This window comes from Nostoc sp. ChiVER01 (assembly GCF_034531155.1).
Classification (GTDB): Bacteria; Cyanobacteriota; Cyanobacteriia; order Cyanobacteriales; family Nostocaceae; genus Nostoc.
Genome location: NZ_JAVRBS010000006.1, coordinates 164,921 through 181,153, shown reverse-complemented (window position 1 = coordinate 181,153; position 16,233 = coordinate 164,921). Strand labels below are relative to the sequence as shown.

Genomic DNA, 16,233 nt, shown 5'->3' with positions numbered 1-16,233 from the left:
TTGCCCAGCATGACCGCAACCATTCCCAATCTCCCCAGTCTCTACGATCCCTTTTCCACCGAAGCCAAGTGGCAAAAATTCTGGGAAGACAACCAAGTTTACAAAGCTGACCCCAACAAAGGCGGCGAACCCTACTGCATCGTCATTCCCCCCCCAAATGTCACCGGCAGCTTACACATGGGTCACGCATTTGAAAGTTCCTTGATTGATACCCTCGTGCGCTACCACCGGATGCAGGGACGTAATACCCTGTGGCTACCCGGAACTGACCACGCCAGCATAGCTGTGCATACTATGCTGGAAAAGCAACTCAAAAAAGAGGGTAAAACTCGCTACGAATTGGGGCGCGAGAAATTCCTAGAACGCGCTTGGCAATGGAAAGCGGAGTCTGAGGGAACGATTCTGAATCAGCTACGCCGCTTGGGTGTCTCGGTGGACTGGTCACGGGAAAGGTTTACTCTGGATGAGGGTTTATCTAAAGCTGTTGTCGAGGCATTTACTCGCCTTTACGAAGAAGGCTTAATTTATCGTGGTGAATATTTAGTTAACTGGTGTCCTGCTTCCCAGTCGGCGGTGTCTGATGTGGAAGTGGAAAATCAAGAGGTGAATGGAAATCTCTGGCACTTCCGATATCCCCTCACCGATGGTTCCGGTTTTGTAGAAGTGGCAACAACTCGACCAGAAACGATGCTGGGTGATACGGCTGTAGCGGTTAATCCCAATGACGATCGCTACAAACATCTCATTGGTAAAACTCTAACTCTGCCAATTCTACAACGAGAAATTCCGATCATTGGCGATGAATATGTTGATCCCACTTTCGGCACGGGTTGCGTGAAAATAACTCCCGCCCATGACCTGAATGATTTTGACATGGGTAAGCGTCACAATCTGCCGTTTATCAACATTATGAACAAAGACGGCACTCTCAACGCCAATGCTGGGGAGTTTCAAGGACAAGACCGCTTTGTTGCTAGAAAAAATGTGGTTTCTCGCCTAGAAGCAGATGGCTTTTTGGTGAAGATAGAAGATTATAAGCATACCGTTCCCTACAGCGATCGCGGTAAAGTACCTATTGAACCTCTCCTCTCGACTCAGTGGTTCGTCAAAATTCGCCCCTTAGCTGATAACACTCTCGAATTCCTCGACCAACAGACTTCTCCAGAGTTTGTCCCCCAACGCTGGACTAAGGTTTATCGTGATTGGCTAGTAAAACTCACTGATTGGTGTATCTCTCGCCAATTATGGTGGGGACACCAAATTCCGGCTTGGTACGCTGTCAGTGAAACGGATGGACAAATTACCGATAACACGCCGTTTGTAGTGGCGAAATCAGAAACCGAAGCTTGGGAAAAAGCTAAATCACAATTTGGCGAAAATGTCAAGTTAGAACAAGACCCAGATGTGCTGGATACTTGGTTTTCTTCTGGACTTTGGCCGTTTTCGACTTTGGGCTGGCCGGAACAAACTCAAGATTTAGCAACTTACTACCCGACTACCACTTTGGTAACAGGCTTTGATATCATCTTTTTCTGGGTAGCCAGAATGACTATGATGGCTGGGCATTTTACGCAGCAAATGCCTTTTCAAACAGTTTACATTCATGGCTTGGTGCTGGATGAAAAAGGCCAGAAGATGTCAAAGACCAAAGGTAATGGCATTGACCCATTGTTATTAATTGACAAATATGGTACTGATGCCCTGCGGTATACCTTAATTAGAGAAGTGGCTGGTGCTGGTCAAGATATCCGCTTAGAATACGATCGCAAAAAGGATGAATCAGCATCAGTAGAGGCATCCCGCAACTTTGCAAACAAGTTGTGGAATGCTGCCCGGTTTGTGATGATGAATTTGGATGGACAGACACCTCAACAATTGGGAAATCCAATAGCCACAGAATTGAGCGATCGCTGGATTATCTCGCGGTATCATCAAGTTGTTAAACAAACCACTAATTACATCGATAATTACGGTTTAGGGGAAGCAGCAAAAGGACTCTACGAGTTTATTTGGGGTGATTTCTGCGATCAGTATATTGAACTAGTGAAATCTAGATTGCAAGCAGATGCCGATCCAGCATCGCGGCGGGTAGCACAGCAAACCCTCGGCTACACACTAGAAGGGATTATGAAACTGCTTCATCCCTTCATGCCTCATATTACCGAGGAAATTTGGCAAACTCTCACCCAACAATCAGGAGATTCCCCGCAAACTTTACCATTACAAAGCTATCCCCAGGTAGATGCAAACTTAATTGATTCAGCTTTAGAAGAACAGTTTGAATTGCTGATTGCCACTATTCGCACAATTCGGAATTTGCGAGCTGAGGCGGATATTAAGCCAGGGGTAAAAGTGACAGTGAATTTGCAAACTGAAAGTGAGAAAGAGCGGGAAATTCTCACTGCTGGACAGTCTTATATTAAAGATTTGGCGAAGGTTGAGACTTTAACTATTATCGACAAGCAAGCAAACCAAACTGTTGCTGCGAAAAAACCTCAAAGAGGTTTGAAGACAATTGGCTTAATTATTGTGGCCATTATCTTTGGTAGATTAGGTTTAGCTGCGGGAAATGCCATTAATGACATTCCCATCGTCGGAACTTTCTTTGAACTAATTGGTTTTGTTTACACAGCGTGGTTTGTTAGCCAAAATTTATTAACTGCTCAAGCTAGACAAAAGTTATGGAGACAGTTTTTTCCGCAGAAAGAATTAGAACAACCACAAGAAACAGAAAATGCGATCGCAGGTGTAATTGGTACAATACAGGTGCTAATTCCTCTAAGCGGTGTGGTAGATATTGAAGCTGTACGTGCCAAGCTAGAAAAAAGCTTAAGTAAAGCTGAAGCCGAAGTTCAATCCCTGAGTACCAGATTAAACAATCCTAGTTTCGTAGATAGAGCTAGGGCTGATGTGGTACAAGGAGCGCGGGATGCTTTAGCAGAAGCACAAAAGCAAGCTGAAATTTTGCGCGAGCGTCTGAAGGGGTTGTCGTAGCGATCGCCTGCGTGGCTTAGGATAACTGTAATGGGTAATGAGATTATTAATTCTCAATTACCCGTTACTAATTAACAAGATCCAAATCTCAATTCTGGGACTTATTATTTTATTAAAATTTTTTAATTTTTAATTTTTAATTGGAGCGAAGCGACCCTCATGCTATATCTAGCCCAGGTGCGTAAAAACGATTTTTTAGACCAGCACCAGTTACGCTTGTTAGCGCGTCAAGAAGCTGATAACTTGTGGGCGATAATTCCAGAAGAGGCTTTCATTCTGCTAGGAAAGGGAAAAGTCATGAGTGAAAACTTGCTTGTTTTAGTAGAACTTTCCTCTACAGGCGACATTGAAAGGCTAGAAGATGCCACCAACTGGGTACTCCATCTAGTACAAAGCTATCTCACCATAGGCATTACTCCAGAATTTTTGCAGCACGAAGCAGAACGAGCAGAACATTGGCGACAATCCCTGACGTTGCAAAACCAAGACTTAGCGCGGCGTTCTTTAGAATTGGAAGCTAGACGCGAACAAATTCAAGCCTTAGAAGAAAGCCTCAAACGCGACAAAAATGGTGATCCCCCAGAGGAAAGTTAAAAGTTTGTAATTGTATTGTCCATAAAACCACGATACCCTCCAATGTGTATTTATTGACCTAAAATTAGCCAAAAAAGCATTTTTTTGGTCTGCCATTTGAAGTGTACAGTGGAGGTAAGATGAGACAACAAGAGTATGGCGTGACAGTATGGTTCACTGGTTTAAGTGGTGCAGGTAAAACTACTATCTGTAAATTCGTGGAGAAGGAACTGCGGATACAGGGATACAGAGTTGAAGTTCTAGATGGCGATGCAGTACGTCAAAACCTATGCAAAGGATTGGGTTTCAGTAAAAAAGATCGAGAAGAGAATATTCGGCGCATTGGTTTTGTAGCTCATCTTCTTAGCAGAAATAATGTAATTGTATTGGTTTCGGCCATTTCCCCATATCGCGAAATTCGGGAAGAAGTGCGCCAAAGTATTCCATCTTTCATTGAAGTTTACGTCAATGCATCATTAGAAGTTTGTGAACAGCGAGACGTAAAAGGGTTATATAAAAAAGCAAGAGCCGGGGAGATTAAGCACTTCACTGGTATTGATGATCCTTATGAAATACCACTCCGTCCGGAAGTCGAATGCAAAACGAATCAAGAAAGTGTTACCCAAAGTGCAACTAAGGTCTTAGAAAAGCTGGAAGAGTTGGGTTATATAGTTGCTAGTAATGAATTATTTATGAGTTAAAGAAAGTTTTTAATAAAAAAGAATTCAGAAGTCAGAATTCAGCAGTCAGAATTAATCAGTCGGGGATTCAGATCGGCGCAGGAATTGAACACCTCCAAATCTACGATTTGGAGGGGGTTTTAGACCCGTTTATTCATCCGCTAAATCGATTCAGAATTCATACTGAATTCTGGCTCCTGACTTCTGAATTCTGTTTGATAACTTTTGCTAAGATGCCAATAATTGCCTAACTAACCTGGCTACAGCCTTTTGCGTAAAGCGATTGGCAATTTGTTGACCCAAACGCTGTACATCTGAATTTACCAATAACTGGGCAATTTTGGGCGCAAGTTCTATTGGATCAAAGCCTCGTGTTTCTCGGAGAATACCTAATATACGTTTGATATGCTCCAGGGTTTGTTGTTGCTCAACTGTCGCCGCCGGAGTTTCATTAACTGCTGTTAACCCAACGCGTTCCCGCAGCAAATAGGTGAAGTTATGCAAAACATTTTTACCTAAAGCATCAAGACCATTAACAGATTCATCTACTAGCTTGTCACGAATAAAAGCACCACGTTCAGATGCTAGAAATTCTATCCCCTGATTCAGCACTAAATTAAAGTCGTAGTCTTGACTATTACGCGCATTTTTTAACAAGTTCTCTAAGCGATTCCAGCGAAATCTGCCATCTTTAAATAGCAAATCTTGCAATGATGCTCTTAATTGCGGTGCTTGATCGGTTAACAGGCGTTTAGAAACGTAGGGATAAGCTTCGCTGAGGACTTTAAAGTTGGGATCTATGTATATTGCAATACCTTCGAGTGTCACCAGAGAGCGAATAATTAAGGCGTAGTAGGGCGGTACACGGAAAGGATACTCATACATTAAAGCCGATAGTTCATCGGTAATGCTTTTAATGTTGAGTTCGGCAACGCTGGCTCCTTGGGCATCAGCAAAGACTCTAGCAAAAGCTGGGATAATTGGTGTTAAATCGGTTTCTGGCGATAAAAAATCTAATTTAACGTAGTCTTTTGCTAATCCTTCAAAGTCGCGGTTGACGACGTGGACGATCGCTTCAATCAAACCATAACGCTGTGGTGGCTTAATCTCGCTCATCATGCCAAAGTCGAGATAAGCTAACTTACCATCGGTTGTTGCTAACAAATTACCAGGGTGGGGATCTGCATGGAAAAATCCATGTTCTAGTAACTGGCGCAGGGAACACTGCACACCCACTTCAATTAGATAACGAGCATCTATACCTTGGGCGCTAATTTCTTCTGTCTGGGTTAATTTAGTGCCGTTGATCCACTCCATCGTCAAGACGCGGCGATTAGTGTATTCCCAGTAAATTTTCGGTACATATACGTCTTTTATATGACCGTATAACTCGAAAAATCGCTCGGCATTTTCGCCTTCATGGATGTAATCCATCTCTTCAAAAATGCGATCGCCTAATTCATCAAGAATCCCAACTAAATCACTTCTTACCCGTTTGACCTTTTTCTGCACCCAAGCGGCGAGGTTACGCAAGATATACAAGTCAATGGTAATTCCCTCTCTTAAGTCGGGGCGTTGAACTTTAACAGCAACTTCTTCACCAGTTTTTAGCTTGCCTTTATACACTTGCCCCAATGAAGCCGCAGCAATTGGCTGGGCCGAGAGTTCTGCGTAAACCTCTTCTGGAGGAGCGCCTAATTCTTCTTTAATAAACTGGTAAGCAATTTCGTTAGGAAAAGGCGGTAATTGGTCTTGTAGTTTAGTTAATTCTTCTAGATATACCGGAGGAACTAGATCGGGTCTGGTGGATAAAGCTTGGCCAATTTTGATGTAAGCAGGCCCTAATTTGGTCAGCAATACTCGTAATTGAGTAGCTCGGCGGCGATCATTTTTGACGACAATTCCCCGTTTACTATCCGACCACAATCCAAAAACAAAGGATAGAGTCGGCCCCAACACGGCGAAAATCCGCCGTAGAACTTGCGCTTTTCTCTTTTGGTAATGTGCCGCTATACCCACAGGATCGTAAAGCGTCTCAGGTTGGGCTGTTGTCCTCAACTGTTGGGCTGCTAAGAGTCTTGGCGAGCGCACAACTAAGCTCGATGTACCATCTTCTGGCACTATATCAATAACGTCCAGTTCGCCTCGGCTAGTTGTGCCGTTGCTACTGTCCTCCTGAATCGGTCGGGAACTAGGGGGAAGTGTCTTAACAATCATGAAGAATGGCCACCAGTCAGAACGATCACATTAAGTATTGTAACAATCTGTTTAGAAATTGGGAATTGGGAATGGGGCATTGGGCATGGTGAAGAGGACTTGGGGACAAGGAGAATTAGGGACAAGGAGAAAGACTTGTTGCAAGTTATCACTTAAGTCACCTTGTCCCCTTGTCTCCCCATCTCCCTCATCTCCCCACTCCCTACTCCCCTCTAGTCTGCTACACTTAAACGGGCATACTAGTTCAATCGTATTAGGTATTGCTAGTTGCTCACAGATGAGACTTATTATCCTGTAAGTTGGAAGTATCCGGCATCTGCCCTCATGGAGAATTTGGCTTGATGTTGCTTTGCCTGCGAATTGAAAACTTTGCCCTAATTGACCAACTGGAATTGGAATTTGGCGCGGGACTAAATGTGTTAACAGGTGAAACCGGCGCTGGAAAATCGATTATCTTGGATGCCATTGATGCCGCTTTGGGCGGTAAAGTCTCTAGTCGAGTCATTCGCACGGGAACAAGTCGGGCGATGGTAGAAGCGACTTTCACCTCAAACGCGCCCCTAGCCGCTTGGTTAACTGAACAAGAAATAGATTTGCTTGATGAAAATTCCGTAGTTATTAGCCGAGAAATCACAGCTACTGCTAGTAATATCCGCAGTCGCTCGCGGGTGAATGGCGTGTTAGTAAATCGGCAGATTATGGGAGGAATGCGCGATCGCTTGGTGGAAATCACCGCCCAAGGTCAAACTGTACAAGTGGGACAATCTGCTCAAGTCCGCGATTGGTTGGATTTATATGGCGGTGACTCTCTGATGCAGCAGCGTCATAAAGTCGCCACTAGCTTCAGTGCTTACCAACAGGCGAATTTAACACTAGAAAAACGCCGGACATCAGAACGGGAACGCTTACAACAACTTGACTTGCTCACCTATCAAGTGCAAGAACTGGGAGCAGCAAATCTGGGCGAACCTGATGAATTGGAACAGTTGGGACAAGAACGGGAACGCCTGAATCATGTCGTCGATTTGCAACAAATGAGTTACAAAGTTTATCAAGCTTTGTATCAAAACGATCATGAAACTCCCGCCGCAGGTGATTTATTGGGAGACAGTGAGGCGATATTAAATGACATGGTGGAATATGATACGCAATTGCAACCCCTATTAGAATTAGTGCGGGACGCGCAAGCTGCGGTAATGGAAGTGGGAAGGCAGATTAATGCTTATGGGGATGGATTAGAAGCCGATCCGCAGCGATTGGAAGAGGTGGAAGAACGGATTCAAGAATTAAAGCAAATTTGCCGCAAGTATGGGCCGACACTTACAGAAGCGATCGCTTATTACCAGCGTATCCAAGGGGAATTAGCCCAACTTAATGACAGCGAACAATCTATCGAAAACTTAGAACAGCAAGAAAAGGCGTGTTTTGAAAAACTTACCCAAGCAAGTAATCAGTTAACTCAATTGCGGAGTAAAGCGGCTGCTAATTTAGAGTCACGTTTGATAGCTGAACTCAAGCCCCTAGCTATGGAAAAGGTGAAATTTTTGGTTGAAATATTACCAGCTTTCCCAACTGCTATGGGAGCAGATAAAATTACTTTTATGTTTAGTTCCAACCCTGGAGAACCACTGCAACCTTTAACAGAAGTTGCCTCTGGTGGGGAAATGAGCCGCTTTTTACTGGCGCTGAAAGCTTGTTTTTCACAAGTTGATGCGGCTGGGACAATGGTATTTGATGAAATTGATGTCGGGGTTTCGGGAAGAGTCGCCCAAGCGATCGCGGAAAAATTACACCAGCTAAGTCAACGCAACCAAGTATTATGTGTTACCCACCAGCCCTTAGTTGCCGCGATGGCTGATCGCCATTTCCGCGTAGATAAGCAAACTATCAATCAAGGCAAAGGTAAAAAAGCCAGCAATGACAACGCCGAACAGCGTACCGTTGTCAGAGTTACTACCTTGGATAATTTAAACACTCGCCGGGAAGAATTAGCACAGTTAGCTGGTGGTAAATCTGCAACTGACGCGATCGCTTTTGCAGAATCTCTATTATTACAAGCTGCTAACCACCGTCATGGCAAGCATACTTGACCAAATAATTACGAATTACGTTAGCGCAGCATTAGCGAGTCTTCTCCCAAGGGGAGACGCTGCGCGAACGAGCGTCATTACGAATTACAAATTATAAATTTAGGCTGCCAATTCTGAAAGGCGTAAACCAGCAATATTCTCGCAAGAAAAAGTCTCTATACCAATATGTTGGCGGCAGATTAGCTCTATAATTTGCCCTGTCCAGTTGCGAAAAAACCATTGGCATAAAGAGCCATCTTCTTGAGGAGTCATAGACAGAGGAATAAAGCCTTTCTGCTGCCATACCTCTGCTGCTGTATAGATATCATCAACAAGAATAGCAACGTGATGAACAGTATTAAAACCTTGCTCCTGGAATAAGTTAGCAATCTGTTCATCTGGTTCGTTAGGCGCAAGCAGTACCAAAATCATGCCTGACGGCATTAAGGCTGAGAGAAAGTACATACTTGCATCTTCGGGCAATAGGTTTTGCTCAGGGCAAAAATCATCAGGCCATTTTCCTGGGCCTTCGGTGATTATGGCATCATAGTCGATCAGAGTTTTAGCATAGTCTGTAAGAGTTTCTGAATCAGGAAACAACAGTACATAGTGATCTACGATTACTCGTTCACCAAATAGATATATGCAAAAAGATGAGCTTAAAAATTCTGGAGTCTTGTACCCATCTTTATACAAGAGCAATCCATCATTTTCCACAAAAGGTGACTCCTTGTTCATGGAAGTCTCGGCTAAGTTAAAATCTTTTGCCGCGTCTGCTGGAAAGTTATTGCTCATAATACTTACGGTTCAAAATTGAGGCTTAGAAACAGAGCTTATATCTACCATCATAACTAAGATTTTTTTGAGTTAATCTCAAGTACCTGCGATGCGATCGCAGTAACTATTAAGCGCGAAAAGTGCAGTTACCTGGTGGTAAATACGCAACTAATGCGATCGCATTTGCAGAATCTCTGTTATTACAAGCTGTTAACCACCGTCAAAAAATAAAAAATTAAAGATAAATCTACGCTTCTAGTAATGACTGACCAAGATAACCTCCAACAGCTTTAATCCCAGGTAAGGCGAAGAAATATCCACCACCAATGGGGCGAATATACTCCTCTAAAGGTTCTCCTTTCAAACGATTTTGCACTGTCACAAACCCCTTCTCTAAATCAGCTTGAAAACAGACAAATAACAAACCCATATCTAACTGTCCAGCTTTGTCAAACCCGCGTGAATAATTGAAACCACGCCGCAGAATCAAACTCGACTCTGATGTGCGAGGATTAGCAAGGCGGATATGGGCATCTAGGGGAATTTGTTGACCTTTAGGGTCTTTGGCATAATTGGGAATATCTTTCTCGTGGTTCATTCCCAAAGGTGCGCCAGAGTCCTTACTGCGTCCAATAATTGTCTGTTGCTCCTGTAATGGTGTTCGATCCCAACGTTCGACAAGGTTGCGGATTACCCGCACAACTTGATAGCTTCCCCCGACTGTCCAAGCTGGTTCGTCGGTGTTTGGCTGTACCCAAACAATCCGGTTCATCAACTTTTCATCGCTAGCATCTAGATTTGCTGTGCCATCTTTGAAACCAAGTAGGTTCCGTACCGTGGTTTTGCCAAGCTTTTTATGAGTATTGGGTGGTAGAAACCCCTCTATTTGCCAACGCAAAGTTATCAAATCAGGCAGATTCTTAATAATATCCCGCAAAGCGTGGATGTTCGCTTCTTCTGTGTTGGCACAAAATTGTAGCAGTATATCTCCATGACACAAATTTGGGTCAAGTTGGTCATTGGCAAAACCTGGCATAGTATCTAACCGCTTGGGTTTCGAGTTGCCAAGTCCAAAACGGTTATCGAACAGTGACTCACCCACTGCTAGGGTAATGGTGAGGTTATCGGGAACTACTATAGACCCAAGAATTCCCGAATCATTGGGTGGAAATTTGGGGTCGCGTTGCTTAGGCGTTCCCCCTGCCATGAGAAACTGAATGCGATCGCTGAGGGTTTGAAATAAGCGCACCAAATCCGCTTTGGTTTTAGCAGTTGTATCAAATGCCACCATCAGCGCCGAAGCCGGAACAGGGGTGATAATACCTGCTTGGTGAATACCAAAAAATGGCACAGTTTCTTCAGATGGGTCTTCGGCAGGTTTTAAAAGAGTGCGATAACCCAAACTGGTCAAAGCTGCTACTCCACCGGCTGCCGCCATGCCAACGAGCAAATCACGACGACCGATCCGGGGAGTTATGCGTAAACTTGGTTGCTCCGAACTAGACATAGTTTACTCCTCTAGGAATTATTGATAAATTAGTTCACGCCTAGAGTGCCGCGTAACTGAGACAAATCTTCAGAAAGAGCAGCGATCGCTGTTTTCATGTCTTTCTTGTCTGTTTCACTCACCTTGTCGTAGGTAGCATAACCACCATCAGGGGTTTTGTATTTAGCAAGTCCTTGGTTAACTTTGGTGAAGTTTGTATCCACACGTCCCAGTAGTTCAGGGTTGGCTTTTTGAATGATGGGGCGCAATAACTGCACAATCTTTTGAGAACCCTCTACATTAGCACTGAAATCCCAGAGGTCAGTATGGCTGTAGCGGTCTTCTTCTCCAGAAATTTTGGTAGCAGCCACTTCTTCAATCAAGTCAGCAGCACCACCTACCATATTTTTCGGTTCAATGGTCAAGGTAGCAATGCGCTTTTGTAGCTCTAGTCCATCTTTCTGTAGCTTTTCGGCAAAAGGTTTCATGCCTTTTGTAGTTTTGTCTTGGAATAAAGCTTTCTCTATGCGATGGTATCCAGTGAATTGTGGATCGGCCTCTTTTTTAGCAAAGTCATCAGCACGGGAATCCATCGTTTTATCGAGATCGGAGAACAGTTCAGCTATCGGTTCTGCACGTTCCCAGTGGACATGGGTAGAGGCATAGAGTTTCTGAGCCTTAGCAAGATCGCCAGCAATCACGGCATCGGTAAAGGTCTTGTTGTCTGCCACTAGTTGGTCAGTTTCTTTAGTGACGTAGACTTTGTATTCTGCGATCGCACCTACTAATTTACCTTGATCTACAGTCTCTTTGGCTTGCGAATCTCCAACTCCTGCTTTCACAGTCAGCTTCCCTTTGGGATTGCTGCGTAAACCACAAGCCATCTCATATTCACCTGGTTCTAGATTGGTTTTGAGTTTTTGAACGAAGCCAGGAGCAATATTTTCCCGTTCTTCAACAACTTTCACCCCAGACAAAATTTCCCATTCCAAGGGTTGGCTGCTTTTGTTGGTAAGCACAAAGCTGTTTTGCCCAGATGCTACTGTTAGCTGATTGGGTTCGCAACCTTTATCTGTGACAGTCAAAGCAGTTTCCGCAGGATTGTTTGCAGAGGTATCACTAGCTACTTTAGCGACTGGAGAATTGCTCCCGGAACTATCGCTTGACTTGTGGGATTCACAAGCAGCTACTGTCAAGGCAATTAGACAGATAATTGTTGAGTGCTTTAAAAAATTTTTCATTGTTGTATTTCCTAAAAATTATTCAACTAGTTAAGAATGCCTTGCCGTATTCCTCTGTCTGGCGTTATCCCCCAAAAACAACAACATGGTAGGAATTAGATAGCCAAAATAGGCGATCGCCTCGCTAACTGTGGGGGCATCGTTATATCCAAAAAATCCCACCAAAAGTGAACCTATAAACCCGTTATTGGGAAGTACCCCGCTAGCATCAAATACCACTGTTTGCAGTAAATTCCACACTCCAGCTTCATGGAAAGCTCTCACACCACTTGATAAGAGTCCAGCAGCAACCAGGATAATAAACGCTCCCGTCCATTTAAAAAATCGCCTCAGATTGATGCGGATACCACCTTGATAAATGCCTATACCGACGGCTACTGCGGCTGCATATCCAAATAATGCCCCCACGGGAGCTTGAATTCCCAAATTTTGTTGGAACGTTGCTAGTAGAAACACTACTGTTTCCAAACCTTCGCGTAGCACAGCAAAAAATGCCATCCCCACCAGCGCTAGTCCCCATTTATCCCCCGACTGAATGGCAGTTTCAATTTGGGACTGTAACTCGCCTTTAATAGAACGAGCAGCACGGCGCATCCAGAAAACCATCCAGGTGAGAACCCCAACTGCAACGATGGAAATTATAGCTGCAAATAATTCCTGTTCTTGTTGGGGAAAATCCTGGCTGTTTATTTGCAAAACTATTGCAGCAACTAGACAAAAAAAAGTCGCTAGTGCGATGCCAATCCAGACTGACTTCATCAAATGGGTACGCCCAGTTTGCTTGAGATAGCTGGCAATGATACCCACGACAAGTGCAGCCTCAACGCCCTCTCGGAACATGATCAAGAAGGGAAAAAGCATGAATAACCTTATTAATTATAATTACTATCAAATCATCATGAGAATAATAGCTTACTTGAGAAGATTTGTATATAAGTCCGAGTTAAAAAGCTCTAAAATCCTGGAAGCATCAATTCTGCGTTTAAATGACAGTCTGTCAAATATTGCAGACTGTAATTTATTACTCAACTAAATCATTGAAGAAGGCAGAAGGAACAAGTCAGAAGAGGATTCAGACCCCTCCTGACTTGGAGCTACTGAACAAGAAAGAGTTCAGTGGGGGTCTTAAACCCAAGTTTGCTCCGGTCACGGACAGAGGACAGGAAGCATAATTCCCTTCTGCCTTCTGCCTTTCCTGATAAAGAACTCCTGCAACACATTACTAGGAGTTGTTTCCAGCCTATTTTGTCGCCCGTCAGAATCTTCTATATCCCAATCGACAGTGTAATATGTGTGCGATCGGACGCAACTCTTAAAGTTGATTTTAGGTAACAATTGTAGCCACCCTACAAAAGAATGGGGGTTTCAAAGCCTCTCGATCTTTTGGGGAGAGGAATGGGAGCGGGGTTTTGAGTATACTTTACAACTTTTCAAATAATCTTTTACTCATGATGCCCATTTGTCAAGTCCGATTTCTACCAATTTAAACGATCTTACCCTGCAAATTCCTGTAGTAAAAGTATCTAAAGATTTGACACAAGTATCTAAAGAATTGGCACAAGTATCTAAATATTTTTCATTGTAAAAATAATTTAATTTTTTTATATTTGTTGACATAACCAGCGTAATTTGCAGGTTTTTTAGTCAGCAAATTTCATAAAAACACCCTGTAATTCACTCAGAAAAGCTTAATATTAGCAATTAAAAAAATAATAAAAAAGCTGATGAAGCTTAATTGTGCTTTTTGATATTTATTAATGAAGCAAAATTTATATCCTAATAGGAGAATTAACTCTAATGGCATCTGATTCAAATTCTGTTTTTGGTAATACCGTTAATAGTGGTAGTCAGGCTAGCAACAAACCCAGCGATCCTTTCGCATCTGGAGGCGCTTTTGGCATCCCAACGGCTGACAGCTTCGATTTTGACAAGTATGGAATTCCTAAAGAAGGCAGTTTCGATCCTGCTAAGTATGGCATCCCAACGGCTGAAAGCTTCGATTCTGCTAAGTATGGAATTCCTAAAGAAGGCAGTTTCGATCCTGCTAAGTATGGCATCCCAACGGCTGACAGCTTCGATTTTGACAAGTATGGTATTCCAAAAGAAGGCAGCTTTAGTTTAGGTAGCTCTGGCATTCCAACGGCTGATAGCTTTGACCCTTCTAAGTATGGTATTCCAACTGCTGATAGCTTCAATCCTTCTCAGTATGGTATTCCAACCGGAGGCAATATACCAAATATTGGTGGTAGCCCAACTGCTTAGTGTGACAATTAGTAAAATTAAGTTAGACATAATCCTAAAGCTCTGGGTTTGTCTACCTCTTAATTAAGCGATATGCAACTTCCACTAAAGAAAATTCCATCTTAGCAAGAGATAACAATTATAATTTTGTAGCTCTTGCATAGGGTGGGGTTTTTATTATCTATGGAAGACTTAGTAGTGGATATAACTCCATCATTTAATACTTCCATTTTAAATTTATTTATACTCTTGCAAAGCTCCTAACTTACGAATTCCTGGCCAAATCATTGCTGTAGCAATCACTACTAAAATTGTGCCAATTCCACCACCCACAACAGAAATCACCGGGCCAAATAAAGCAGCAGTCAAGCCGGACTCAAAGCCGCCTAATTCATTCGAGGCACTAATAAACACGCTATTAATAGCAGCAACCCGACCACGCAAATGATCTGGTGTTCTGATTTGAACTAATGTATGGCGAATTACAACGCTAATACTATCTAATGCGCCACCAAGGATCAGCATCAACATCGACAGCCAAAAGGAACGAGAAAGTCCAAAGATAATTGTGACAACCCCAAAGCCAACAACTGACCATAATAAGGCTGGGCCTGCTTTGCGTAACGGTGGTAAATACGCCAGTGTAATGGCCATAGTCAAAGCACCGATGGAGTGAGCTGCTTGTAGATATCCCAATTCTACTGGCCCCACATGTAAAATATCTTTGGCAAAAATTGGCAGAAGCGCGATCGCACCACCCAACAATACAGCAAACATATCTAATGTAATGGCTGCTAGAATCAACTGATTCTGCCAGACAAATTTAGCACCAGCTGCAAGTGCTTTAAGGGAGATTGGCTCAGTTTTGCGGGTGACTTTTTGCTGTTTGATCGCCAGCGTTAAAATAAAACACAGTAAAGCTGCGATCGCTGCTAATACATAAACCCCTGTAGCACTTCCTAACAGCGCAATCCCAAATCCTCCGAAGGCTGGGCCAATAACAGCAGCTAACTGAAAGCTACTACTATTCCAGGTGGCTGCATTGGTAAAGGCGCTGACAGGTATCAACTGCCACATCAGAGCATCACTGGCAGGTTTGAGAAATGCCCTCGCTACACCTGTTAATACTAAGCAGGCGTAAATTAGGAAAATTACGCCTTGAGTATAGGAAAGTACTGCTAAAGCTAGGGAGCAGAGAGCTAACAGCATTACCGAGAGTAACATAGTTACTTTGCGATCGCGGCGATCGGCAACATCTCCGGCAATTAAGGTGAGAATAATCATCGGTAGGACTTGCGCCAGTCCCACACCACCTAAAGCGATCGCTGAGTTAGTGCGCTCATAGAGTTCCCAGCCAATCGCTACAGTTTGCATTTGCGACCCCACGAACAGCACTAGCCGTCCAATGGTAAATAGCCGATAGTCTCGAAACTTAAAGGCTGCAAAGGGATCGTGTTGTGCAACCTCAAAGTTATGGGGCTTTGAGTTCTGTTTTCTCGAAGACATTTTTTAGTAGAGTTAAGCCTTCTTCAATGTTGGAAATTTGGTCTTCTGAAAGACCTTTGAGCAATTCAGTAATATGAGCGCGAGTTTGATCTTGGGATTGCTTGAGATGGTGTTTTCCATCTTCAGTTAAATTGAGCAGCACCCGCCGCCGCTCTTGAGGATGAGCAATCCGTTTCACGAAGTCCCGTTGTACCAAGCGTTCTATGGTTGCTGATGCTGTGGCAGAGGTGACACCTAAATGCTCTGCTAAGTCAGATAATGAAGCACCAGGATTCCGGTTGATAAATGCTAGCGATCGCAATTGAGGTATAGATAAAAAAGCGGCACTATGGGCACGCATATCCGCTCGGATAAACCGCATCACCAATGGAACTGTTTCCATTACTCTAGCGGCACATTCTTCGGAAGTTGCACCTTGATTAGGTTTATCCAAGGTCATGGGCTTGTTG

General features: G+C 43.5%; 12 protein-coding genes. 5 read left to right on the top strand and 7 right to left on the bottom strand.

Annotation, left to right across the window (positions count from 1 at the left end):
* Window positions 1–9 precede the first annotated feature (9 nt).
* The 3 genes from RMY00_RS10790 to cysC all read left to right on the top strand — a co-directional run bounded on the left by RMY00_RS10790 (window position 10) and on the right by cysC (window position 4,268).
* A complete protein-coding gene (locus RMY00_RS10790) occupies window positions 10–2,994 on the top strand; it encodes a valine--tRNA ligase (RefSeq protein ID WP_322647536.1) in 2,985 nt (994 codons plus the stop codon).
* A gap of 159 nt (window positions 2,995–3,153) precedes the next feature.
* Window positions 3,154–3,588: a hypothetical protein gene (locus RMY00_RS10785; RefSeq protein WP_322647535.1), complete on the top strand. Its 435-nt coding sequence runs from the start codon at window positions 3,154–3,156 to the stop codon at window positions 3,586–3,588.
* Between the two features lie 119 nt (window positions 3,589–3,707).
* Window positions 3,708–4,268, top strand: a complete 561-nt coding sequence (cysC, locus tag RMY00_RS10780; protein WP_322647534.1) for an adenylyl-sulfate kinase — start codon at window positions 3,708–3,710, stop codon at window positions 4,266–4,268.
* A 207-nt stretch (window positions 4,269–4,475) separates the two neighbouring features.
* Here cysC and RMY00_RS10775 read toward each other — a convergent pair whose 3' ends face one another.
* Window positions 4,476–6,464, bottom strand: coding sequence for an AarF/ABC1/UbiB kinase family protein (locus tag RMY00_RS10775; RefSeq protein ID WP_322647533.1), 1,989 nt, complete (start codon window positions 6,462–6,464; stop codon window positions 4,476–4,478).
* Window positions 6,465–6,805: 341 nt separating this feature from the next.
* Here RMY00_RS10775 and recN point away from each other — a divergent pair, with 341 nt between their 5' ends.
* A complete protein-coding gene (recN, locus tag RMY00_RS10770) occupies window positions 6,806–8,554 on the top strand; it encodes a DNA repair protein RecN (RefSeq protein WP_322647625.1) in 1,749 nt (582 codons plus the stop codon).
* A 99-nt stretch (window positions 8,555–8,653) separates the two neighbouring features.
* On the opposite strand, the gene RMY00_RS10765 is transcribed toward recN, so the two are convergent.
* The 4 genes from RMY00_RS10765 to efeU all read right to left on the bottom strand — a co-directional run bounded on the left by RMY00_RS10765 (window position 8,654) and on the right by efeU (window position 12,898).
* On the bottom strand, window positions 8,654–9,328 hold the full coding sequence (locus RMY00_RS10765; protein ID WP_322647532.1) for a VOC family protein: 675 nt from the start codon (window positions 9,326–9,328) through the stop codon (window positions 8,654–8,656).
* A 229-nt stretch (window positions 9,329–9,557) separates the two neighbouring features.
* Entirely contained in the window at window positions 9,558–10,817 is a 1,260-nt protein-coding gene (efeB, locus tag RMY00_RS10760; protein WP_322647531.1) for an iron uptake transporter deferrochelatase/peroxidase subunit, read from the bottom strand.
* 29 nt (window positions 10,818–10,846) lie between these two features.
* Window positions 10,847–12,037 (bottom strand): iron uptake system protein EfeO, encoded by a 1,191-nt coding sequence (gene efeO, locus RMY00_RS10755; RefSeq protein WP_322647530.1) that lies wholly within the window; start codon window positions 12,035–12,037, stop codon window positions 10,847–10,849.
* Between the two features lie 30 nt (window positions 12,038–12,067).
* A complete protein-coding gene (efeU, locus tag RMY00_RS10750; protein ID WP_322647529.1) occupies window positions 12,068–12,898 on the bottom strand; it encodes an iron uptake transporter permease EfeU in 831 nt (276 codons plus the stop codon).
* A gap of 936 nt (window positions 12,899–13,834) precedes the next feature.
* On the opposite strand from efeU, the gene RMY00_RS10745 reads away from it, so the two are divergent.
* On the top strand, window positions 13,835–14,299 hold the full coding sequence (locus tag RMY00_RS10745; protein WP_322647528.1) for a hypothetical protein: 465 nt from the start codon (window positions 13,835–13,837) through the stop codon (window positions 14,297–14,299).
* Between the two features lie 216 nt (window positions 14,300–14,515).
* On the opposite strand, the gene RMY00_RS10740 is transcribed toward RMY00_RS10745, so the two are convergent.
* Window positions 14,516–15,784 carry an MFS transporter gene (locus RMY00_RS10740; protein ID WP_322647527.1) on the bottom strand — a complete coding sequence of 423 codons (1,269 nt, stop codon included), beginning with the start codon at window positions 15,782–15,784 and terminating at the stop codon, window positions 14,516–14,518.
* Window positions 15,750–16,223 carry a MarR family transcriptional regulator gene (locus tag RMY00_RS10735; RefSeq protein WP_322647526.1) on the bottom strand — a complete coding sequence of 158 codons (474 nt, stop codon included), beginning with the start codon at window positions 16,221–16,223 and terminating at the stop codon, window positions 15,750–15,752. Before RMY00_RS10735 ends, RMY00_RS10740 begins: the two co-directional genes overlap by 35 nt.
* Window positions 16,224–16,233 lie beyond the last annotated feature (10 nt).